28 protein-coding genes and 1 tRNA gene are annotated in these 21,113 nt (G+C 65.7%); 9 read left to right on the top strand and 20 right to left on the bottom strand.

Features of this window, described 5'->3' with window-relative positions; genetic code table 11:
- Positions 1–44: 44 nt before the first annotated feature.
- From RPS27_RS37480 to RPS27_RS37460, 5 genes are all read right to left on the bottom strand, one after another.
- Positions 45–1,013 carry an NUDIX hydrolase gene (locus tag RPS27_RS37480; RefSeq protein ID WP_211419409.1) on the bottom strand — a complete coding sequence of 323 codons (969 nt, stop codon included), beginning with the start codon at positions 1,011–1,013 and terminating at the stop codon, positions 45–47.
- A gap of 19 nt (positions 1,014–1,032) precedes the next feature.
- Positions 1,033–1,539, bottom strand: coding sequence for a tyrosine phosphatase family protein (locus tag RPS27_RS37475; protein ID WP_194406657.1), 507 nt, complete (start codon positions 1,537–1,539; stop codon positions 1,033–1,035).
- Positions 1,540–1,678: 139 nt separating this feature from the next.
- Complete coding sequence (locus RPS27_RS37470; RefSeq protein ID WP_211419408.1) at positions 1,679–2,293, bottom strand: YfbR-like 5'-deoxynucleotidase; 615 nt, start codon at positions 2,291–2,293, stop codon at positions 1,679–1,681.
- The gene (locus RPS27_RS37465; protein ID WP_211419407.1) at positions 2,290–2,916 is read right to left on the bottom strand and encodes a DNA-3-methyladenine glycosylase I; all 627 of its coding nucleotides are present in this window, start codon (positions 2,914–2,916) and stop codon (positions 2,290–2,292) included. The genes RPS27_RS37470 and RPS27_RS37465 overlap by 4 nt, the downstream gene beginning before the upstream one ends.
- Complete coding sequence (locus RPS27_RS37460; RefSeq protein ID WP_211419406.1) at positions 2,913–3,788, bottom strand: YgfZ/GcvT domain-containing protein; 876 nt, start codon at positions 3,786–3,788, stop codon at positions 2,913–2,915. The genes RPS27_RS37465 and RPS27_RS37460 overlap by 4 nt, the downstream gene beginning before the upstream one ends.
- A 101-nt stretch (positions 3,789–3,889) precedes the next feature.
- Between RPS27_RS37460 and RPS27_RS37455 the strand changes: the two genes are divergently transcribed.
- The 5 genes from RPS27_RS37455 to RPS27_RS37435 all read left to right on the top strand — a co-directional run bounded on the left by RPS27_RS37455 (position 3,890) and on the right by RPS27_RS37435 (position 8,108).
- Complete coding sequence (locus RPS27_RS37455; protein ID WP_212065559.1) at positions 3,890–5,224, top strand: dihydroorotase; 1,335 nt, start codon at positions 3,890–3,892, stop codon at positions 5,222–5,224.
- A gap of 229 nt (positions 5,225–5,453) precedes the next feature.
- The gene (locus RPS27_RS37450) at positions 5,454–6,323 is read left to right on the top strand and encodes a sulfurtransferase (RefSeq protein ID WP_212065558.1); all 870 of its coding nucleotides are present in this window, start codon (positions 5,454–5,456) and stop codon (positions 6,321–6,323) included.
- A gap of 112 nt (positions 6,324–6,435) precedes the next feature.
- Positions 6,436–7,125 (top strand): RNA polymerase sigma factor, encoded by a 690-nt coding sequence (locus RPS27_RS37445; RefSeq protein ID WP_212065557.1) that lies wholly within the window; start codon positions 6,436–6,438, stop codon positions 7,123–7,125.
- A gap of 118 nt (positions 7,126–7,243) precedes the next feature.
- Positions 7,244–7,777, top strand: coding sequence for a DUF4142 domain-containing protein (locus RPS27_RS37440; protein ID WP_194406664.1), 534 nt, complete (start codon positions 7,244–7,246; stop codon positions 7,775–7,777).
- 10 nt (positions 7,778–7,787) lie between these two features.
- Positions 7,788–8,108 (top strand): cupredoxin domain-containing protein, encoded by a 321-nt coding sequence (locus tag RPS27_RS37435; RefSeq protein WP_313755026.1) that lies wholly within the window; start codon positions 7,788–7,790, stop codon positions 8,106–8,108.
- A gap of 192 nt (positions 8,109–8,300) precedes the next feature.
- On the opposite strand, the gene RPS27_RS37430 is transcribed toward RPS27_RS37435, so the two are convergent.
- From RPS27_RS37430 to RPS27_RS37415, 4 genes are all read right to left on the bottom strand, one after another.
- Complete coding sequence (locus RPS27_RS37430) at positions 8,301–8,567, bottom strand: hypothetical protein (protein ID WP_028134933.1); 267 nt, start codon at positions 8,565–8,567, stop codon at positions 8,301–8,303.
- Positions 8,568–8,845: 278 nt separating this feature from the next.
- Entirely contained in the window at positions 8,846–9,223 is a 378-nt protein-coding gene (locus tag RPS27_RS37425; protein WP_194406666.1) for a TIGR02301 family protein, read from the bottom strand.
- 49 nt (positions 9,224–9,272) lie between these two features.
- A complete protein-coding gene (locus RPS27_RS37420; RefSeq protein WP_211419401.1) occupies positions 9,273–9,707 on the bottom strand; it encodes an NUDIX hydrolase in 435 nt (144 codons plus the stop codon).
- A gap of 46 nt (positions 9,708–9,753) precedes the next feature.
- Complete coding sequence (locus tag RPS27_RS37415) at positions 9,754–10,254, bottom strand: hypothetical protein (protein ID WP_194406668.1); 501 nt, start codon at positions 10,252–10,254, stop codon at positions 9,754–9,756.
- Positions 10,255–10,317: 63 nt separating this feature from the next.
- Between RPS27_RS37415 and RPS27_RS37410 the strand changes: the two genes are divergently transcribed.
- On the top strand, positions 10,318–11,082 hold the full coding sequence (locus RPS27_RS37410) for an SOS response-associated peptidase (RefSeq protein ID WP_212065555.1): 765 nt from the start codon (positions 10,318–10,320) through the stop codon (positions 11,080–11,082).
- Between the two features lie 27 nt (positions 11,083–11,109).
- Here RPS27_RS37410 and RPS27_RS37405 read toward each other — a convergent pair whose 3' ends face one another.
- The 6 genes from RPS27_RS37405 to RPS27_RS37380 form a co-directional block, all read right to left on the bottom strand.
- Complete coding sequence (locus tag RPS27_RS37405; protein ID WP_212065554.1) at positions 11,110–12,303, bottom strand: CaiB/BaiF CoA transferase family protein; 1,194 nt, start codon at positions 12,301–12,303, stop codon at positions 11,110–11,112.
- A gap of 34 nt (positions 12,304–12,337) precedes the next feature.
- Positions 12,338–13,267, bottom strand: a complete 930-nt coding sequence (locus tag RPS27_RS37400) for a glycine reductase (RefSeq protein WP_212065553.1) — start codon at positions 13,265–13,267, stop codon at positions 12,338–12,340.
- A 166-nt stretch (positions 13,268–13,433) separates the two neighbouring features.
- Positions 13,434–14,015, bottom strand: a complete 582-nt coding sequence (locus RPS27_RS37395; RefSeq protein WP_194406672.1) for an NUDIX domain-containing protein — start codon at positions 14,013–14,015, stop codon at positions 13,434–13,436.
- 15 nt (positions 14,016–14,030) lie between these two features.
- Entirely contained in the window at positions 14,031–14,465 is a 435-nt protein-coding gene (locus tag RPS27_RS37390) for a GNAT family acetyltransferase (RefSeq protein ID WP_212065552.1), read from the bottom strand.
- Entirely contained in the window at positions 14,462–15,889 is a 1,428-nt protein-coding gene (locus tag RPS27_RS37385; RefSeq protein ID WP_212065551.1) for an FAD-binding oxidoreductase, read from the bottom strand. The genes RPS27_RS37390 and RPS27_RS37385 overlap by 4 nt, the downstream gene beginning before the upstream one ends.
- Before the next feature lie 23 nt (positions 15,890–15,912).
- A complete protein-coding gene (locus tag RPS27_RS37380; protein WP_212065550.1) occupies positions 15,913–16,902 on the bottom strand; it encodes an L-threonylcarbamoyladenylate synthase in 990 nt (329 codons plus the stop codon).
- A 68-nt stretch (positions 16,903–16,970) separates the two neighbouring features.
- Here RPS27_RS37380 and RPS27_RS37375 point away from each other — a divergent pair.
- Positions 16,971–17,047, top strand: a tRNA-Pro gene (locus RPS27_RS37375).
- A gap of 204 nt (positions 17,048–17,251) precedes the next feature.
- Here the strand turns inward: RPS27_RS37375 and RPS27_RS37370 are convergent.
- The 3 genes from RPS27_RS37370 to RPS27_RS37360 are packed head-to-tail and all read right to left on the bottom strand — an operon-like array spanning position 17,252 to position 18,542.
- Positions 17,252–17,386, bottom strand: a complete 135-nt coding sequence (locus RPS27_RS37370) for a hypothetical protein (RefSeq protein WP_283818348.1) — start codon at positions 17,384–17,386, stop codon at positions 17,252–17,254.
- A 33-nt stretch (positions 17,387–17,419) separates the two neighbouring features.
- Positions 17,420–17,563, bottom strand: coding sequence for a P-II family nitrogen regulator (locus RPS27_RS37365; protein ID WP_249131483.1), 144 nt, complete (start codon positions 17,561–17,563; stop codon positions 17,420–17,422).
- Between the two features lie 7 nt (positions 17,564–17,570).
- Positions 17,571–18,542 carry a sodium-dependent bicarbonate transport family permease gene (locus RPS27_RS37360; protein WP_212065510.1) on the bottom strand — a complete coding sequence of 324 codons (972 nt, stop codon included), beginning with the start codon at positions 18,540–18,542 and terminating at the stop codon, positions 17,571–17,573.
- A 98-nt stretch (positions 18,543–18,640) separates the two neighbouring features.
- Between RPS27_RS37360 and RPS27_RS37355 the strand changes: the two genes are divergently transcribed.
- Both RPS27_RS37355 and RPS27_RS37350 read left to right on the top strand, forming a co-directional pair.
- Positions 18,641–19,498 carry a LysR family transcriptional regulator gene (locus RPS27_RS37355; protein WP_249131482.1) on the top strand — a complete coding sequence of 286 codons (858 nt, stop codon included), beginning with the start codon at positions 18,641–18,643 and terminating at the stop codon, positions 19,496–19,498.
- A gap of 230 nt (positions 19,499–19,728) precedes the next feature.
- Positions 19,729–20,193: a fasciclin domain-containing protein gene (locus RPS27_RS37350; protein ID WP_349629308.1), complete on the top strand. Its 465-nt coding sequence runs from the start codon at positions 19,729–19,731 to the stop codon at positions 20,191–20,193.
- 78 nt (positions 20,194–20,271) lie between these two features.
- Here RPS27_RS37350 and RPS27_RS37345 read toward each other — a convergent pair whose 3' ends face one another.
- Entirely contained in the window at positions 20,272–20,598 is a 327-nt protein-coding gene (locus RPS27_RS37345) for a hypothetical protein (RefSeq protein ID WP_212065508.1), read from the bottom strand.
- A gap of 208 nt (positions 20,599–20,806) precedes the next feature.
- Positions 20,807–21,031, bottom strand: a complete 225-nt coding sequence (locus RPS27_RS37340; protein WP_194406680.1) for a hypothetical protein — start codon at positions 21,029–21,031, stop codon at positions 20,807–20,809.
- Between the last annotated feature and the right edge of the window lie 82 nt (positions 21,032–21,113).

The raw sequence follows: 21,113 nt of genomic DNA, 5'->3' as shown, positions 1-21,113 counted from the left end.
CTCCAGGCGACCGGCGGGCAGGGGCCGATCGCGCAAATCTTGAGTTAGCGCCGGGAGCGTACGCGTAACCCCGGTGCGGGCCGCTCCTGGAGCACGTCGCGGCGGAAGCGGTAGAGCGCCGCCGGCCGTCCGCCCGTCTGTGTCGACATCACCCCGGTCGGTTCGACCAGGGCTTCCATTTCGACCAGACGGCGGAAATTCTGCTTGTGCAGGTGCCGGCCGGAGATCGCCTCCACCGTATACTGCAGTTCCGTAAGTGTGAATTCGGGCGGCAAAAGTTCAAACACCACAGGACGATACTTCAGTTTCGCACGCAGCCGCGCGATCGCCGTGGCAAGAATCCGGCGGTGGTCGAACCGCATCGAGGTCCCGAGCGGGGGAAGCGCCGTGCGCGCCAATGCCGCAGGGCGGCCGTCGCGCCTGGCTTCCTCGACCAGCCCGGCCTCGTACAAGAGCTCGTAGCGGTCGAGCACGCGCTCCTCGTCCCAGGCCGCCCCGTCGAGGCCGAAATAAAACCGCACGCGATCCTTGCGCGGCAGCGCGCGGGTCGTCTCCGGCGTCTCCTCCGCGGCCCACTCGGTCAGCGCGGGAATGATGTCGCGGGCAATGATCGCCGGCGGCTCCTCGCGCCGGTCTTCCCAGGGGAGGAAGCGATACCATGGCGCGAAGCTCGCCGCGTTCGCCGCTAGCTCGCCGTCCACCGCGCGCGTCAATGCGAGATAACCGATCGACACCATATGCGCCCCGGTGTCGCCAGCCTCGGCATGGCGGCCGCGATCGCCAAAGGTGTAGAGCTGCTCGACATAGCCGAGCCGCAAGCCCGCCTGCTCCTCGACCCAGGCGCGCAGGCCGATCTCGAAGGTGCGGTGCGCGAGCGCGTCGAACGGGCCGAACGGCAGGCCGGCAAGCCCTTCACTGTCGCGCGCGGTCAGGATCAGCGGCTCATGACCCTCGATCGCCACGATCGCCGCGGTCAGGCCGATCTCGATCGGCGTCAGCAGCTTCTCGCTCATGCGGCTGATATCACAGCTGTCATTCGAGCTCGATCACGAAGGGGCGGCCCTCGACCATCATCGCGCCCGGGCCGATCTCGTCGAGCGCGCGCAGCATGCGGCCGTTGCGCCCCAAGGCGCGGTCGGCAAGGCCGACGATGCGCCGGTTCGGCGAGGCGATCGGCGAGGCCGCGCGGATCTTCCTGGCGATCTCGAGCTCGTCGCGGTTGGGATTGAGCGCGCAGACCGCCGCGAACGCGCTCGCGGTGGAGCGGCTGATGCCGGCATAGCAATGCACCACCAGCGGTGCGCCGCGGTCCCAGGAGCGCACGAAATTCAGCACCTGGTCGATGTGCCCCTCGGAGGGTGCGACGAAACCGTCCATCTCCTCGGTGATGTCGTCCATCGACACCTTGAGATGATTGGCCGGCAGCACGGAGACCGGCCGGGCCACTTGCTCGACATTGGCCATCACGGTCAGCACATGGCTGGCCTTGGTGAGGCGGACGGTTTCGGGAAGCGCGGCGAGCGAACAGACGTGGATCATGGCGGACCTTTTTGCCGCGATTATAACGAGCGCTCGTAGGGTGGGCAAAGGCGCAAAGTGCCCACCATCTCGCAAATGCGCGCATCTGACCTGGTTTCGTGGGCACGCTTCGCTTTGACCACCCTACGAAGGGATGATGCTACGCAGACACCGCGCCAAACCGCTCCAGAAACTGCTTCTCGGCCCGCGCCGCGGTCCAGGGCGTGAGATAGTCGCGCCGGACGCTGTCGCTGAGGCCGGGATCCTTGCCGAACAGGCGCCGCGCCTCGCTCTCGCTGAAGCCGGCAAGCTCGGTCGCTTCCAGATAGGCCGCGCCGCGGTCGGCGGCCTTGATGGCTGACGTGATCTCCTCCGGCAAGTCCGGTGGCAGGCCAAAGCGGATATGGATGGCGCCGAGCAGGCGCTTCTCCACGGCCTTGTAATGGCCGTCGAGCACCGCCTTGAACGGCGAGATCATGTCGCCGATCACGTATTCCGGCGCATCGTGAAGCAGCGCGGCGAGCCGCATGCGCTGATCGGCGCGCGGCATCTCGTGCCGCAGCACGATCTCCACCAGCAGCGTGTGCTGCGCGACCGAGAAGATATGCGCGCCGATGGTCTGGCCATTCCAGCGCGCGACGCGCGCCAGCCCGTGCGCGATGTCGGCGATCTCGACGTCGAGCGGGGAGGGATCGAGCAGATCGAGCCGCCGGCCCGACAGCATGCGCTGCCAGGCGCGGGACTGCGCGTCGCGCGCGGTCTTCTTCACGGTCATTTGGACTTGAGACGCGGCTTGCGCGGCGCCTTGCCGCAAGTCGCGTGACAATGGCAGTCGACGAGATGGTCGTTGACCATGCCGGTCGCTTCCATGAAGGCATAGACGATGGTCGGGCCGACGAATTTGAAGCCGCGCGAGGACAGCTCTTTCGAGATCTGGGTCGACAGCGGCGTCGAGGCGGGCACGCTTGCCGTGGTCTTGAAATGGTTGACCTTGGGCTTGCCGTCCATGAAGTCCCACAGCAGCTTCGAGAAGCCCGGGCCCTTCTCCATGATGTCGAGATACGATCTCGCGCTCAGGATCGCGCCGTCGATCTTGGCCTTGTTGCGCACGATGCCGGCATCGTTCATCAGTGCGTGGACCTTCTTCTCGTTGTAGCGCGCGATCTTCTCCGGCTGGAAATCGTCGAAGGCTTTGCGGAAATTGTCGCGCTTGCGCAGGATGGTGATCCAGGACAGGCCGGCCTGGAAACCGTCGAGGATCAGCTTCTCGTAGAGCGCGCGGTCGTCATATTCCGGCACGCCCCATTCGGTGTCGTGGTAGGCGACATAAAGCGGATCTTCGCCGGGCCAGGGGCAACGCGTCTTTCCGTCGGGATGCTGGCGAGGGGCTCGGCTCATGCGGTGGGCTGCTTTGCGGGGATGCGGACGACGTCCGGGTCTGCCAGCTTCAACGCGAGCCCGCCAGCGGTCAGCGGCTGGCCGGCATCGAGCGCCTCGGCGACGCGGTCAATGCGCACCAGGGCAATGCCCTTGCCTTGCGCCGACGAGCCCATGGTGCCGACCGGCTTGTCGCCGGCCATGACGCTGACGCCGGCCTCCGGCGAGAAGTCGTCGAGCAGCACCTTGACGCTGCGGGTGCGTGCGGTGCCGCGATGCTGCATGCGCGAGACGACCTCCTGGCCGACATAGCAGCCCTTGTCGAAATCGACGCCGGCAAGGCGGTCCATGTTGGTCTCGTGCGGAAAGGCGTCGTTGTACGAGAAGTCGAGCCCGCCGCGCGGCACGCCGAGCGCGATGCGGTGCGCCTCGTATTCGGTCGCATCGACAAGCTCGGCCCCGATGAGGTCGGAGAGCTTCTGCTTGAGATCCTCGGGGATCAGGATGCGATAGCCGAGCCCGTCCTGGCGCGGATCGGCGAACGCAAGATCGGGCTGGGCCGCTGGCTGGCCATCCCAGGCGGCGAGCACGCCGAGATCGAGGTTTTCCACCGTGACCTTGGCGCGCAGCTTGTAGAATTTCAGCTTGGTGGCGAGGCTATCCGCCAGCGCTTTCGGGCAGTCTAGCAGGAACCCGCCGCCATGGCCTGCGGGCACCTCGGCGATCAGGAAATCGACGATGATCTTGCCCTGCGGCGTCAGCAGCGCGCCGAATCGCCCCAGGCCCGGCTTCAACCTGTCGACGTCGGTCGTAACCAGGCCGTTGAGGAAGTTGCGCGCATCCTCGCCCGCGACCTTGACCACGCCCCGGTCGGGAAGAAACGCTGATTTCATGCGAAAATCTCTTGCGACATGTTGCTCCGGAACGTAAGCCCGCGAGGCATAAACGACAAGACCTCGAGCCCTGCGCTTGGGGACGAGAGAGGCCTTCAGCCATGACCCAGCGCTTCGATGTGATCCTCAAGAATGGCACCGTCGTCAACCAGGACGGCGAGGGTGTTCGCGATATCGGCATCACCAATGGCCGCATCGCCGAACTGGGTCCGCTGTCGCAGGCCTCCGCCGCGGAGGTGATCGACTGCAAGGGCCTGCACATCCTGCCCGGCGTGATGGACACCCAGGTGCATTTCCGCGAGCCCGGGCTGGAGCAGAAGGAAGACCTCGAGACCGGCTCGCGCAGCGCCGTGATGGGCGGTGTCACCGCCGTGTTCGAGATGCCGAACACCTCGCCGCTCACCGTGACCGAGGCGACCTTCACCGACAAGGTGAAGCGCGCCCATCACCGCATGCATTGCGATTTCGCCTTCTTCATCGGCGGCACCCGCGAGAACGTGCAGGACCTGCCGGTGCTGGAGCGCGCACCCGGCTGCGCCGGCGTCAAAGTGTTCATCGGCTCCTCGACCGGTGCGCTTCTCGTGGAGGACGACGAAAGCCTGCGCCGCATTTTTCAGGTCATCCGCCGCCGCGCCGCCTTCCATGCCGAGGACGAGTACCGTCTCAACGATCGCAAATCTCTGCGTATCGAAGGCGATCCGCGCTCGCATCCGGTCTGGCGCGACGAAACCGCGGCGCTGATGGCCACGCAGCGCCTGGTCAAGCTCGCGCACGAGACCGGCAAGCGCATCCACGTGCTGCACATCTCGACCAAGGAAGAGATCGAGTTCCTCAGGGATCACAAGGACGTCGCCTCCTGCGAGGCGACGCCGCATCACCTCACGCTGGTCGCGCCGGAATGCTATGAGCGCCTCGGCACGCTGGCGCAGATGAACCCGCCGGTGCGCGGCGCCGATCACCGTGCCGGCATCTGGCGCGGCATCGAGCAGGGCATCATCGACGTGCTCGGCTCCGACCACGCTCCGCATACGCTGGAGGAGAAGCAGAAGACCTATCCCGCCTCGCCCTCCGGCATGACCGGCGTGCAGACGCTGGTGCCGCTAATGCTCGACCACGTCAACGGGGGCCGGCTCTCCCTGGCGCGCTTCGTCGACCTCACCAGCGCCGGCCCCGCGCGTCTCTACAACATGGCCTGCAAGGGCCGCATCGCCGCCGGCTACGACGCCGACTTCACGGTCGTCGACCTCAAGCGCAGCGAAACCATCACCAACAAATGGGTCGCGTCGAAGGCAGGCTGGACCCCCTATGACGGCGTGCGTGTCACAGGTTGGCCCGTCGGCACGTTTGTCCGCGGCCGCCGCGTGATGTGGCAGGGCGAGCTGGTGACGCCATCGCAGGGCGAGCCGGTGCGGTTTCTGGAGACGCTGAAGCAGTAGGACGCTTCGGTCGGGGACGAACGCACCATCCCCGTCATTGCGAGGAGCTCAGCGACAACATTGCGGAGCAATTTTGCGCAGATGCGACGGAGCAATCCAGCGTCCCTCCGCGGAAAGATTCCGGATTGCTTCGCGGAGCCTGTCATCGGGCCGCGCTTCGCGCGGACCCGGTGGCTCGCAATGACGAGAGGAGAGAGCTACACTTCCTCTCGAACGGGAGTGCATTCCGATGTCAGAGCCAGCCGCCCTCATCACTGCCGAACAGCTCGCTGCCATGCTCGGCGATCTCAACCTCCGCGTCTACGACTGCACGACCTATAACGAACCCGTCCCGCCGGGCAGCGACGTGCCGTATCGCGCGGTCCCCGGCGACAAGACGTTTGCAGCCGGCCACATTCCCGGCGCCGATTTCCTCGACCTGCAGGGCGAGTTCTCCGACACCTCGTCGCAACAATTCTTCATGATGCCCGATTTGGCCCAACTCGAAGCCGCCTTCGGCCGCCACGGCCTCGATGCAGGCAAGACCGTTGTGCTCTACAGCATCGGCACCATGATGTGGGCGACGCGGTTCTGGTGGATGCTGCGCTCGCTCGGCGTCGATGCGCATGTGCTCGACGGCGGCTTCGACAAATGGAAAGAGGAGGGACGCCCAGTCGAGACTGGCACACCGAAAGGCTATCCCGCGACGACCTTCAAGGCCACGCCGCGCGCGGGTTTCTTCGTCGACAAGACCACCGTAAAGGCGCGGATCCGCGATCCCGCGACGGTGATCGTCAACGCGCTCGGTCCGCAATTTCATCGCGGCCTCGAGCCGAGCCGCTACGGCCGGCCCGGCCGTGTGCCCGGCAGCGTCAACGTATCGGCCGCGACGCTTGTCAATGCCGACAAGACCTTGACGACGCTCGCCGACGCCGAAGCCAAATTCACAGCTGCCGGCGTCACGCGCGACAAGAACGTGATCCTCTATTGCGGCGGCGGCATCTCGGCGACGATCGACCTCTTCCTGCTGACGCAGCTCGGCTACGACAGGCTGACGCTCTACGACGCCTCGATGGGCGAATGGGCCAGGGACCCGGCACTGCCGATCGAGACGGATTAGGTGTGCTTGGCTACCCCTGGAGGGGCTCTCCAGGCGAGTGTAAGAAATCCGGGAACCTTTCCCCCGGGGCCTGCATCCAATGTCCGGAACCAATGGAGACAAGGCACCAACCATGCAAGGGACCGCGGCCGGCCTGTCGGCCGGTGCCAGGACATCGGAAACCGAGCTGATCGAGCGCGCGCGGCGCCGGGACGAAGCCGCATTGCGCGAGATCATGCAGGGCAACAACCGCAGGCTCTATCGCCTCGCCCGCGGCATTCTGCGCAGCGACAGTGAGGCCGAGGACGTGGTGCAGGAAACCTATGTCCGCGCCTTCACGCATCTCGACGGCTTTCTTGGTACGTCGGCGCTGTCGACCTGGCTGTCGCGCATTGCCATCAACGAAGCGCTCGGGCGCCTGCGCAGCCGGAGGCCGCAGGTCGAGCTGGGATCGGTGCCGGAGGCAACGCTCGAAGCACAGATCATCAAGTTCCCCCTTTCGTCCGCCGCAACCGATCCGGAAAGATCCATGGCTCAACGCGAAATCCAGCGCGTCGTCGAACACGCGGTCGACGAATTGCCCGACGCCTTCCGCATGGTCTTCATCGCGCGGGTGATGGAGGGGATGAGCATGGAGGAGACGGCCGAGCTGCTCGGCATCAAGCCCGAGACTGTGAAGACGCGTTTGCATCGTGCGCGCGCCCTGCTGCGCGAGAACGTCGAGAAGAAGATCGGCCCCGTCGTGATGGATGCATTCCCGTTCGCCGGCCAGCGCTGCGAGCACCTGACCGAGACCGTGCTCAGGCGCCTTGGCATCGGCTGATTGGCATCTGTTGATTGGCGCCGGCGCGTCATTTTTCGGGAACGTTTGCGCGAAACTCCCATCCAATCCCTGTGACGCAACGCGCCGGGCAATGCCGGCACCACAGGAGTACCAAGCCATGTTCACCCGACGGAGCGCGGCGATCGCCGCGGCCATTCTGTTGTCGAGCCCCGCGCTGCTGCAAGGCGCCAGCGCCGCCGACAAGCCCACCGATCCGCAGATCGCCCATATCGCCTACACCGCTGGCGTGATCGACATCAACGCGGCCAAGCAGGCGCAGAAGAAGGCCAAGAGCAAGGACGTGAAGGCGTTCGCCGAGGACATGCTGCGCGACCACGAGGCCGTCAACAAGCAGGCACTCGCGCTGGTCAAGAAGCTGAACGTCACCCCTGAAGACAACGACACCAGCAAGGCGCTGTCCAAGCAGGCGAGCGACAAGCTGGCCGAGCTCGACAAGCTGAGCGGTGCTGCCTTCGACAAGGCCTATGTCGCCAACGAGGTCGCCTACCACAAGGCGGTCAACGGCGCGCTGGAGACGCAGCTGATTCCGTCGGCGAGCAACGCCGAGCTGAAGAGCCTGCTGCAGACCGGCCTGAAGATCTTCCAGGGCCATCAGCAGCACGCCGAACATGTCGCGGCCGAGCTGAAATAGGGAGTGTGCGATGATGTCGGGGCGGCTGTCTTCGTTTCCCATCGCGCTTGTCTTCGCCGCGATGGTCGTCCCGGCGCACGCCGCGACGATCGAGATCACGATGGAGAACCTCGTGATCTCGCCGGCTGAGGTGTCGGCCAAGGTCGGCGATACCGTCAGCTGGATCAACAAGGACGTCTTCGCCCATACCGCCACCGCGAAGAACGGTGATTTCGACGTGAAGTTGCCGCCCAAGGCATCGGCGACGTCAGTTCTGAAAAAGGTGGGAACGGTCGAATATTACTGCCGCTATCATCCCAACATGAAAGCGACGCTCAAGATCGAGCCGTGAGGGGGAGGGAGCGCATTCCCGACTCCGTCAGGAACATCTCCCGGCCATTGCGAGACTAATGCTTGTCGGGGGCAAGCGGCTTCCGTGCGATAAAGCCGGCAGACTTTTGCGAAGCCTTTCGGCTAAATCTCTTCGCAAGGTCATTCATCCGTTGACTGGCCCCGCCCATGCGGCGGGGTCATTTTCGGAAGCCTACTGCCTGCAGATGTCGACCGAGAATTCGCCGTTGCGGATACGGCCGGGGAAGCCTTCGACGAATTTGGCGACCGCGTCCTCGCCATAGGTGCCGACGAGCTCGGCAAAGGCCGCGAACAGGCTCGCCTGTGCCAGGCAGTCGCCGTCCACGCCGTCATGGCGCGCTTCGGCCCAAGCCTCGTTGAGATAGCTCAGTGCGGCCTGTTTCTGCTCGTGATCGGGCAGCGGCGCGCGGGCGGGGGCGTAGGAAATCGGCTGGCTCATGAAACTCGATCAGGGCTGGGGCGCGATCCACGGCGATGCGCTGTGCGAGAGGTGTAGCACGGGCGTTAACGACCGCTAGGCCACATCTTTAGGAACGGTTAACGGCTGTGTACAAAGTCGATGACAGAGTTCCGGTCCGGCTGTCATTCCGGGGCGCGACGAAGTCGCGAGCTATGGTGCGTAATTGCGCACCTGATAATCCATCGCGCTACAGAGTCGGTGGATGAATGGATTCCGGGCTCGCGCTGCGCTCGCCCCGGAATGACACGAGGAGAGAACTAGTTCGCGTAACGCGCCGTCAGATCCCGCGAGATCTTCGAGCCTTCCTCGATATAGCGGCGGATCGCCACCGTCGCGGCCGGCGTGCAGCTGCGGTAGGTCTGCTGGAAGCCGTTATAGCCGCGGTTGAAACCGGCGATCATGCGGGTGCGGCGCTCCCCGGAGGGGGTTTCGGCATCGATCAGCGCCTGCATCTCGTTGCGCCATTTGTTGCCCTCGTTGGACCCGCAGACGCCGCGCAGATAGTGCAGCCCGCCGAGGATCTCGGCCAGCCGCTGCAAATCGGCGTCGAACGGCGCCGCCACGTCCTGGGCCCGAATGGGTCCGGAGGCGCAGGCGAGAATCAGGACAAAAATGGCCAGAAATCGCGTGGACATTGGCGGGGTGTATGCCCCCTCGAGGCGGTGGACGCAAGGCGGGGGGCGCTCAGGGGCCAACCAGCCGCGCGGCGGACTGGATCACCTCTTCCAGCCCCCCGGTCAGCTTGAGGTCGGTCAGGCTCGCCAGGGCGCTAGGGGAGATCCAGCGGTAATCGTCGAGCTCGTCGTTGAGGGACGGCTCCCTGGCCACCCAACGGGCGGCAAACGACATGATCAGATAATGGCCGGCGCCGGGCGCGGCCGGCAGCACTTCGCGCCAGCCGGCAAGGCCTGCGATGGCAATGTCGAGCCCGGTCTCCTCATCGACCTCGCGCTTAAGCGCCTGGTGCAGCGATTCGCCGAACTCGACCCGGCCGCCGGGCAGCGAATAGAACCCCTTCGCTGGCGAACGGGCGCGACGGGTCAGCAGCACCTTGCCGTCGCGGAAAATCGCGGCACTCACGGCGAGCTGGGGGTGGGTGGGCTGGACGACCGACGCCATTTCTTACGAGACCTGTTTTGCAGGACGGGTTCTTACAGGAATCGGCTCAGTTCGCCATGATGGTGTCGACGTCGGCTTCGGCCCCGCCATGGATGATGCCGCCGCAGGCCGCGATCAGCGGCTTGACCCAGAGCGCGGCCTGCTCGGCGAGGCGGATCCGCGTCGTGTCCTTCTCGACCTCGCGCATGGCCGTGCCGACCGCGGTCAGGATCGAGGTCATGGTATCCGTGAGGTGGTCGAACTGGGCGCGCACGTTGGGATCGGCCTTCTCATAGGCTTCGATGGCGAGGTCGCGCGCCTTGAAATTCGACGCCGTGAAATGCTCGGCATAGGACAGGGGCGACCAGGTCAAAAAATCCTCGGCGCATTCCGGCATGTCCGGAACCATTTCCAGCAGCATCACGGCTTCATTGAAATGGTTGAGATAGTCAGTGGCAAGCCCGGTCCGCGGGTTGATATTGGCCACGCGCAGCCGCTCGGCCCAGGCGGCGGCCTCGGGGCCCGTCTGTACATGCGTCCGCGCGGGTTGGGAGGCCGTTGAGCTCATCTGCCACAGTGTTAACGTTCGGGGTTAAAAGGACCTGAACGGACCCTATATAGACGCCCTGAGATGTGTGGACGCTTCGTCATAACTTCGGCCCCCGCGGCTTTGCGGCAACTGTTCGGCTATGTCGAGCAGCCGAATTTCCCGCCTCGGTACAATGTCGCGCCGACACAACCGATTCCGGTCGTGCTGGTCGAGAACGGCGCGCGGCATTTCCGGCTGATGCGCTGGGGATTGCTGCCCGGCTGGGTGAAGGATCCCAAGAGCTTTACCCTCCTGATCAATGCCCGCTCGGAGACGATCCTCGAGAAGCCCGCGTTCAAGCGGGCGATTCGCCGCCGGCGCGGCCTGATCCCGGCCGACGGCTATTACGAATGGAAGGTGGAGGACGGCCGCAAGCAGCCCTTCTTCATCCATCGCGCCGACGGCGCGCCGCTGGGCTTCGCTGCGGTGTTCGAGACCTGGGCCGGGCCGAACGGCGAGGAGCTCGACACCGTCGCGATCGTCACGGCCGCGGCGGGCGAGGATCTCGCCGCGCTGCATGACCGCGTGCCAGTCACCATCGGCGAGCGCGATGTCGAACGCTGGCTCGACATCAAAGGCGATGATGTCGATTCGATCCTGCCGCTGCTCGCCGCCCCGCGCATCGGCGAATTCGCCTGGCACCCCGTCTCCACCCGCGTCAATCGCGTCGCCAATGACGACGAGCAGCTGCTCTTGCCGATCAGCGCGGAGGAGATGGCGGCGGAAGCCGAAGCGGCCAAGCCGAAGAAGGCGGCGCGGAAGGTTGCTGCTGCATCATCGGATGACGGGCAGGGCTCGTTGTTCTAATCACTGCCACCCTGCGGCCGCGGTGTTTTAAACGATCTCCCTCGCCCTCAGCGCCGCAATCTCGGCGGCATCGAATCCCAGCTCGTCCAGCACCGCATCCGTATCGGCGCTCAGCTCCGGCGCCATCCGGTCCAGCCGGCCGCCGCCATGGGCGAGCTTGAAGCCGCTGCCGGCAAAGCGCAGCCGGCCGTAGGGCGTGTCGAGTTCCTGGATCGCGCCGCGCGCCTTGATTTGCGGATGGTCGATGACTTCCTCGACCTTCCAGATGCTGGCGCAAGGCGCGCCGGCGTCTTCCAGAATGGTCTCCCATTCGCGCGCAGGCCTCGCCGCAAGCGCCTCCTCGATGATGGCGCGCAAGGCCGGCTCGTTCTCGTTGCGCGAGAACCAGTCGGCAAAGCGTGGGTCGCTGAGCGTGTCCTCGCGGCCGAGCGCGGACATCAGCGCGCGATACTGCTTCTCGTTGTTGACGGCGAGCAGGATATGGCCGTCGCCGCATTTGAACAGGTTTGCCGTAGTCCGGCGGCTCACCGCCTGGTTACCCGACAGTTGCTGGCGATGGCCGGCGACCGACCAGTCCGCGATCTGCCCGGACAGAAACGCCATTGTCGCCTCCAGCATGGAGACGTCGATGAGCTGTCCCTTGCCGGTGCGGTCGCGCTGGTAAAGCGCGCTCGAGACGCCGAAGGCAGCGGTCGCGCCCGAGAGCACGTCGCACACCGCAAAGCCCGCGCGCGTCGGCCCGGTCTCGGGGTGGCCGGTGATCGCCATGATGCCTGACAGCGCCTGCATCTTGCCGTCATAGCCGGGCCGTAGGCGGTCCGGGCCGGTCTGGCCAAAACCCGACACCGCGCAATAGATCAGTTTTGGATTGATCGCCGAGAGCGCTTCATAGCCGATGCCGAGCTTGTCCATCACGCCCGGGCGAAAATTCTCCATCACGACGTCGACGGTCGCGGCAAGCTTCTTCACGATCGCGATCGCCTCCGGCTTCTGCAGATCGAGCGTCAGGCTGCGCTTGTTGCCGTTGATGGCCTGGAACGCCGGTGCCAGCCCGCGCTCGGCCCATTCGCGTGAGAGCGGCGTGCGGCGCATGTCCTCGCCCTCGCGCCGCTCGACCTTGATGACGTCGGCCCCGAGCAGCGCGAGCTGGTAGCTCGCATAGGGGCCGGCCAGCACTTGCGTGAAATCCAGGATCTTCACGCCCTCGAACGGTCGCGTCACGTCGCTCTCCCGATGGTTATTGTTCGTGGAGCCGTCAGGCGGCGCGGTTGCCGCGCGCGATCTCCTTCTGCTTGTCGAATTCGGCGCGGCGGCGCGCCAGCTCTTCCGGCGAGAGCTGTGCGACATTGTTGTAGTCGAGCTTCCAGGAGGCGTCCTCGCTCCAGCGCAGCGGCGACTGCATCGTCGTTTGCGGGCCGCTCGAGGTCTCCAGCAGCTGAAGCGCCAGCTCCAGCGTTTGCGCCTGCGAGGCGACGTCGTGCGGCTTGCCGGCGGAATTGCCGAGCGGGAAGTCGGAGAACAGGAAGCGGGGCGCGGCCGCGTGCTCGATGATGTCCTTGGCGCAGCCCATGATCACGGTCGGAATGCCGTTGGCCTCGAGATGCCGCGCCACAAGCGCCGTGGTCTGGTGGCAGACCGGGCAGTTCGGCACCAGCACCGCGACGTCGACCTTGTCGGCAAGGCAGCGCGCCAGGATTTCCGGTGCATCGGTGTCGAGCGTGACGCGGTGGCTGCGGTTGGTCGGCGCGCCGAAGAAGCGCGGGGCAACCTCGCCGATCCGACCCGCGGCGGACGCCTTCAATAGCTGCGGCAGCGGAAACCAGGTGCCGTTGTCGGTGGCGCTGGTGTGCTTGCGGTCGTAGCCGATATGCGAGATGCGCAGGTCGTGCTCTCTCGACGTGTCGCCGTCATAGACTTGGTAGAACTTCGCGCTGCCATTATACGCCGCGCCCGGCCCCTGGTCGCCCTTGGCGGGATCGTAGGGCGCGGCGGTGGTGATGATGGTGACGCGCGACTTCGCCAGCGGCTTCTTCAGCGGCTGGAACGGCGCTGCGGTGTAATGCGCCCAGCGATACGCCGTGGTGTAGCCGATCGCCGCGTAATATTCGCGCGTGCGCTGCATGTAGGGGATGGGAGAATCATAGTCGGGCGCAAAGCCGAATTCGTCGTCGCGCGGCGCGGTCATGGGCGCGTCTCCTGGTTCTTGGTTGGAGCCAGACTAGAGATAGTTTTGGGGTTGCTCAACAGGGGAGCGGGGCAGCGCAGGGCTGAATTGCATGTGAGGATGCTGCGGCACCGGTGCTGCCACTTACCCTCCCCTGGAGGGGCCCCTCCAGGGGAGGGTAAGAAGCTCACCTGAACACGTGCAGCGCCGCGTATTGCAGCAGCATGATGGCCTTGGCGTCGATGATGCGGCCGTCAGTGATCATCGCCAGGGCCTCGTCGATCGAGAGCTCCAGCACCTCGATGTCCTCGCCCTCGTGCTCAAGGCCGCCGCCGTCGCTGACACGCATCTCCGGCTCGTATTCGGCGACGAAGAAATGCAGCTTCTCGGTGATGGCGCCCGGGCTCATGAACGCCTCGAACACCTTGTGGACGTGATGCAGGCGATACCCGGTCTCTTCCTCCGCCTCGGCGCGGATGCGCTCCTCGGGCTCGGCATTATCCAGAACGCCGGCGGCCGCCTCGATCAACAGGTCGTCGTAGCCGCGGATGAAGGCCGGCAGGCGGAATTGCTTCACCAGGATCACGGTGCGCCGCGCGAGATTATACGGCAGCACGGCGGCGGCGTTGTCGCGCTCATAGGTCTCGCGATGCTGCGTCTGCCATTCGCCGCTGGCGCGCCGGTACTCGAACGTGGTGTTCTTGAGCGTGGTCCAATTGTTCGAGAGCACGCGGACATCCTTGATGCGGACGCGGTCGGAAACGGTCATGATCTTCTTCCGGAACTAGGTGGGAGCGCGGCCGTCGAGCCACTTCTGGAACATCACGGAGGTCGATAGCTCGAAGCCCAGCGAGCCGTAGAACGCATTGGCCGCTTCGTTCTCGCGGCGGACCAGGAGCTGCAGCTTCGAAATTTCGGCCGCGCGCAGCCAGTCCTCGGCCGCCGCCATGATGAGGCGGCCGAGGCCGCGCTTCTGGCAGTCTGGATCGACCGCGACGTAATAGACCCAGCCACGATGGCCATCATGGCCGACCATGATTGTCGCGACGATCTCCCCGCCCTCGCGGCCGATCAGCACGGTGGAATTGTCGCGCCGCCGCGCCAGGGCGATATCGGCATGCGGATCGTTCCAGGGCCGCGTCAGGCCGCAGCGCTGCCACAGCGCCACCACCGGTTCGACATCGGCATCGGTGATCGCGGAGATCGCGAGCGCACTCACAGCACCTTCCCCGGATTCATGATGCCCTGCGGATCGAGCATCGCCTTGATCGCGCGCATCAGCTCGATCGCGGTCTTGTCCTTGACTTCGGGCAGCTCGTCGCGCTTGAGCACGCCGATGCCGTGCTCGGCGGAGATCGAACCGCCCATGCGCAGCACGATCTCGAACACCACGGCGTTCACATCGTGCCAGCGCGCCAAATAATCGGCGGTGTTGGCGCCGACCGGCTGGCTGACATTGTAATGCAGATTGCCGTCGCCGAGATGACCGAACGGCACCGGCCGCGCGCCCGGGATCAGCTTCACCACGGCGGCATCCGCCTCGGCGATGAAGGCGGGCACGGCGGCGACGGGCACCGAGATGTCGTGCTTGATCGAGCCGCCCTCGGGCTTCTGCGCCGCCGACATCTCCTCGCGCAGCTTCCAGAAATTGTTGCGCTGGGCAAGGCTCGCCGCGATCACGGCGTCGTCGACGATCTCCTCTTCCATGGCGCGGGCCAGGATCGTCTCCAGCGGCGTGCGGGCGTCGTCGCCGGGCGAGGACAATTCCATCAGCACGTACCAGGGATGTTTCTCTGCGAGCGGATCGCGCACGTCGATGCCGTGCCGCACCGAGAAGTCCACCGCCATCTCCGACAGCAGCTCAAAGCTCGTCAGCGCATTGGCGGCTTCGCCTTGCGCGATCGTCAGCAGCTTCAAGGCCGCCGCCGGCGACTTCAGCCCGACATAGGCGGTCTCGACCGCTCGCGGCTTCGGAAACAGTTTCAGGGTCGCCGCGGTGATGATGCCGAGCGTGCCTTCGGCGCCGATGAAGAGATTGTGCAGATTGTAGCCGGTGTTGTCCTTCTTCAGCTTCGAGAGCGTGTTGAGGACGCGCCCGTCAGCGAGCACGACCTCTAATCCCAGCGCCATCTCGCGCGCCACGCCATAGGCGAGCGCGGCCGTGCCGCCGGCATTGGTGGAGAGATTGCCGCCGATGGTGCAACTGCCTTCCGCGCCCAGCGACAGCGGAAACAGCCGGTCCACCTCGGAGGCTTTCGCTTGCGCGACCTGCAGCACCACGCCGGCCTCACACGTCATGGTGTTGGAGGCGGTGTCGACCTCGCGAACCTTGTCGAGCCGGCGCAGCGACACCACGACCTCGCCATTGTGCGGCGTCTGCCCGCCGACGAGCCCGGTGTTGCCGCCCTGCGGCACCAGCGCGATGTTGTGCGCGGAGGCGAGCTTGCAGATTTCGGAGACTTCGGCCGTCGAGCCCGGGCGCAGCACGAGCGGCGAGCGGCCGTGGAACAGATTGCGCTCCTCGGTGACGTAGGGCTGGATATCGTTGGCATCGGTGATCGCGTGGCGCTCGCCGACGATCTCACGGAATTGTTCGATCAACTCCGGCGCAAGCGGCGGGATGGCGGGTGTGTTGACGTTCATTCTGATGTCTCTTCTCAAGCTTCTTATCGCGCAACCGCCGCCCGGCGCAGGCGGTCATTGATCGCTTCACCCAGATCGTCCTCGGGGATCGCCATCACCGCAATCGCCCGCGGGCCCTTCGCATCGAGCTCGCGAAGATAGCCGAACAGATTGGCGGCGGCTTCATCGAGATCAGCTGTGAGCGACAAATTCATGACGGCGGCGGCGGCCTCCATGCCGGGCAGGCGCGCAGGTCCGAACGCCAGCAGCGCCTCGCCTGGCGCCACGTCCTGCGCTTTGAGCCGCACAGGCGCGCGCGGCGCGTAGTGCGAGGCCAGCATGCCCGGCGCCAGCGGCTGGCTGTCATCGCTATCTGTCTCCACAGGCGGCCGCGCCAGGCTCGCGCCCAGCACCGCCTCGATCCGCTCGCGCGACAGCCCGCCGGGCCGCAGCAGCATCGGCGTCTCGAAGCACCCGACAATGGTCGATTCGACGCCGACCGCGACAGGGCCGCCGTCGACGATCAGGTCGATCCGGCCCGCCAGGTCGCTCTCGACATGGGCCGCCAGCGTCGGCGAGACGTGGCCGGAGATGTTGGCGGACGGTGCCACCACCGCCCCGCCGAAGGCGCGCAGGATTGCCTGGGCGACCGGGTGGGCAGGAATGCGGATCGCGACTGTGTCGAGGCCGGCCGTGGCAAGATCCGCCACCGGGCAGTTCTCCGTCTTCGGCACCACCAGAGTCAGCGGCCCCGGCCAGAACGCCTCGGCCAGCTGCAACGCGCGCGCGTCGAACCGCCCGATCCGCCGCGCAGCGGCGATATCAGGCACATGAGCGATCAGCGGATTGAACGCCGGCCGCCCCTTGGCGGCGTAGAGATGGGCGATCGCCGTCGCATTGGCGGCGTCGGCCCCGAGCCCGTAAACCGTCTCGGTCGGAAACGCGACCAGCCCGCCGGCCGCCAATGTCCGGGCGGCAGCTTCCGCGCCGGCCCCACCGGCCGGTAAAATCAGCGTTTCAAGGCCCGTTTTCACAGGGACAAAATTCCTCATCTCGGCCGCTTGCGGTGCGTCAAACCCGACGCTATAAGCCGCCTTCTTGTCGGAGTGTGGCTCAGCCCGGTAGAGCACTGCGTTCGGGACGCAGGGGTCGCAGGTTCGAATCCTGCCACTCCGACCATTCTTCCAAAAGTTGACGTTTCCCAGAGGCTTGGCAGACCGGCTGTCAGCGCCTCGGTGCGCCTTTCTGCTACGATTTCGGGATCGGGTCCACGGCCGATTTGGCGGGGCAGGGCCGCTTGTTCCGGCGGCCCGGCATGAAGCTTTGCACACCGCCAAGGTTCGTCGGTCCAGGCGCCGGCCCGACCAGCCGCGCCTGTTGCCGTCAAAACCGCTCCGGACGCACCACCTGCACGTCACTGACCGAGACCAGGCCCACCTGCCGGGCGACGATGGCGAAGACGGCCCGCAGCAGCGCGTCCAGGCGAGCTGCGTCCACGATACACCACAGCGCGAACATCCCCGCGGCATCGCCGATCTGGCCATCCGCTTCCTACCGACCGGCGTGGCCACGCCCGCCGGCGAGGGGCGCGACGGAATAACCGCTCACGCCCCTGCGCTCGAGTTCGTCGGTCAGCCGCTTCAGCAGCGCCCGCTCGATCAGGATTTCGATCCGCTTCTTGGCAAACATCTGCATGCTGTCCTCATCGTGCGATGATCTGGGCGGCGGCGATGTAGAGCGGGATGCCGACGATCAGATTGAAGGGAAAGGTCAGGCCGAGCGAGAGCGTGAGAGCAATCGCCGGGTTCGCGGCGGGCAGGGCCAGCCGCATCGCGGCCGGGACGGCGATATAGGAGGCGGATGCGCCTAGCGTCATCAGGATCGCGGTGCTGCCGGCCGACAGTCCGATCAGCCAGGCGAAGGCCGCAGCGAACGCGGCGCCGATGAGCGGCATTACCCAGGCAAAGCCTGCGACCGCAGCAGACAGCGATTTCCAGCCGTCCCGCAGCCCGCGTCCCGCGATCAGGCCCATGTCAAGCAGGAAGACGCAGAGGAAGCCGGGGAATGCATCGAGCAGGAAAGGCTTGAGCGAGGCCATGCCGCGCTCGCCGGTGATGCAACCGACGGCAATAGCGCCGAGCAAGGCCACGATGGAGCCGTTGAGTGCGATCTCCCGCAGGAAGTCGCCGGAGAACGCGCCTTTCGCTTTCCCTTGTCCGCTGCGCGCGATCAGCAGCGCCGAGAAGATCGCCGGTGTCTCCATCGCGGCCGCGACCGCGATCATATAGCCGTCAAAGTGCAGCGCGAGCTGGGTGAGCGCGCCGGTCACGGCCACAAACGTCACGGCCGAGATGGATCCGTAGTGACCGGCCACGGCGGCGGCGTTGATGTGGTCGAGGCCCGCGCCATAGCGGAGCAGGGCGTAGGCAATGAAGGGCAGGCCGGCCGACAGCACCACGCCGGCCCCGATCGTCAACGCCAGCGCCAGCGTCAGGCCCTGATGGGCGACCTCGGCGCCGCCGCGAAAACCGATCGAGATCAGCAGATAGAGCGAAAGGAAGCGCGCGATCGCCTCTGGCACGGAGAGGTCAGAGCGGCCGAGCGAGGCGCCGAGGCCCATGCCGAAGAACAGCACCGAGGGTGAGACGAGATTCTGGACGGCGAGCGCGAGCAAGGGACCTCCTGGCGGGTCGGGGCGAACGGAGGGTTGCTTAGCTTTTCGTTGGTGTTTGTCAAAATTGATTGTATCAAGAATCATCATTGAAAAAGGCAATGATGATGCCTCGTTCGCGCCAAAACCTCGACATCGACCTGATCAGGTCCTTCGTCACCATCGTCTCGCTCGGCAACTTCACGCGCGCCGCGCAGACGCTGGGCTTGCAGCAGTCGACGATCTCCCTGCAGATCCGCCGGCTCGAGCAAATGGTCGGTGGCAAATTGCTCGAACGGTCGCCGCAAGCGGTCGCGTTGACCCCGGAAGGCGAGACGTTCTTCGACGATGCGCGGCGCATGCTGGACCTGAATGACGAAATGGTTGCGCGCATTCAGGAGCCGGCGATGCGGGGCCTCGTTCGCCTCGGCGCGCCCGAGGATTTCGCGACCCGCCATCTTCCCGACGTGCTCGCCCGGTTCGCCCACGCCTATCCCCAGGTCGATCTCGAAGTCACCTGCGATCTGACGATGAACCTGATCGAGCGCTTTCGCAAAGGTGCTTTCGATCTGGCGCTGATCAAGCGCGAGCGCTCGATCGAAATCCCCGGCACCCGCGTGTGGCGTGAGCCGCTGGTCTGGGTCACCGGCGGCGTCGATCTCAGGCAAGGCGTTCTTCCGCTCGCGGTCTCGCCGAAACCCTGCGTCTACCGGAAGCGCGCAACCGAAGCGCTCGACCGCGCCAGACGATCATGGCGTGTCGCCTACACCTGCGGTTCGCTGGCCGGGACGCTTGCCGCGGTCCGCGCGCGGCTTGGCGTGACGGTGCTTCCGAAGGATATGGTCCCTCCCGATCTCCACGTGGTGGACGGAAAGCCAATGCCCGATCTCAAGGACACGGAGATCGCGATCCTTGAACGCGACCGTCTTCCGCTGCCGGCGCAGCGACTGAAGGATTTCGTGATCAAGACCTTGAGCTGAATGTCCGGCCCGGATCGGTGGGATGTCGGTGCGGCGTCTCGTCACTGTCCGTCGATTTTCAAAAGGGGCGGTGATCCAGCCGTCACGAGGCTTCGTTTCAAGGGGGTCGATCGCAACGGATCGGACGATGGATGCGCGATAGCGCGTGCACCCATCGCGTCGGCATGGATCAATCACATCTGGAGAATTTGATGACGCCCGCAATTCGTTCGTTCGTGGCCGGAGCGGCCATGGTCGCTGGCCTGCTTGGTTCGTCTGCGGCACGCGCCGCCGACATCGTGGACACGGCGGTGTCTGCCGGCTCGTTCACCACGCTGGTGACGGCCGTGAAAGCGGCCGGCCTCGTGAATACGCTCAAGGGCAAGGGCCCCTACACCGTGTTCGCGCCCAACGATGCAGCCTTCGCCAAGCTGCCGCCCGGAACGGTCGAGTCGCTGTTGAAGAACAAGGCCAAGCTGGCGGCCATTCTGAAGTATCACGTCATCCCAGGCCGCGTGAAGGCTGCCGATGTCGCCGGCAAGTCGCTCAAGGTGGCGACCGTTCAAGGTCAGCCCGTGAACGTCGACGGAAGTCTCGGTGTCCGCGTCAACGATGCGCACGTGATCCAGCCGGACATCGAAGCGTCCAACGGCGTCATCCACGTCATCGACACCGTTCTGCTGCCGCCGGCTCGCGCAAAGAAAATGCACCATTGAGACGACTGCCCTACCGCCTGGCCGCTGCGGCGGCCAGGCATTTGCGGGACGAGGTCGTCGGCAGTCTGGCGCGGGGCTCTACCGCCGCGCTATCACAACGCCCGCGAGGAACGCGACCATCAGCGCCGGCAGCGGCGCCTCGCGCACCATGCCGCGGACGATGTCCGGCCAGTGCTGCTCGGGGACCAGTCGCGGCGATCGCACCGTCGGCGCCGGCGCGATGCCCCAACTTGTGGCGAGTTCGGCGACCTCGCTTTCCGCCAGGCGCACGCCGTCGCGCACGCGGAAGATCGCAGCCTCCGATCGCTCGCGCGGCGCGAGTTGCATCAGCGTCGCGACAGCGGTGCGCAACGTCATCTCGCCAAAGCCTTGCAGCCGTACCTGCTCCTCGGGGTCGGAGGTCATGCCAAATCCCTCACAGCGCAAAATGGCGCGCGAGGGCGAAGGCCGCCGTCGCGCACAGGACCAGCGTGGACACCGCGCCGGCCACGCCGCGTGCGAGATGGGCTCGCGTCAGGTGCCTGGTCATGATCGTGCTCCATGCTCTCATGGAAATGGCGGCACGTGACGTTGGTTCCTTCAGCGCCCCGAATCGACAAGCTCGCCCTGCTGATTACTTCCGCAGCAACTCGCTCAAGGCCGCCGTCGCCTCGGCGCAGCGGATGTCGTCGATCTCGCGGGACAGGCTGAGCGCGCTCGCTTTGAGCTCTTCGAGCTTCCCGCTCGAAGAATGCAGGCTTTCCAGCTGACCCAGGCGCTTGTTGAGATCGTCCAGTTTCGATTGGAGATGCCCGATGCTGGCGTCCCCATTCACTTTCCAAACGCGTTGTGCACGCATCGTCGTTCCCCTGATAGTCTCACGGCCTTGTGAGAGCGGTTCGTGGCCGGATTGGGAGTTTGTTTTGTCCGGCTTCAGACCG

It is taken from the genome of Bradyrhizobium sp. WYCCWR 12699 (assembly GCF_032144035.1).
Classification (GTDB): Bacteria; Pseudomonadota; Alphaproteobacteria; order Rhizobiales; family Xanthobacteraceae; genus Bradyrhizobium.
The sequence above is the reverse complement of the archived record's forward strand: the minus strand, read 5'-3'. Positions and strand labels throughout refer to the sequence as shown.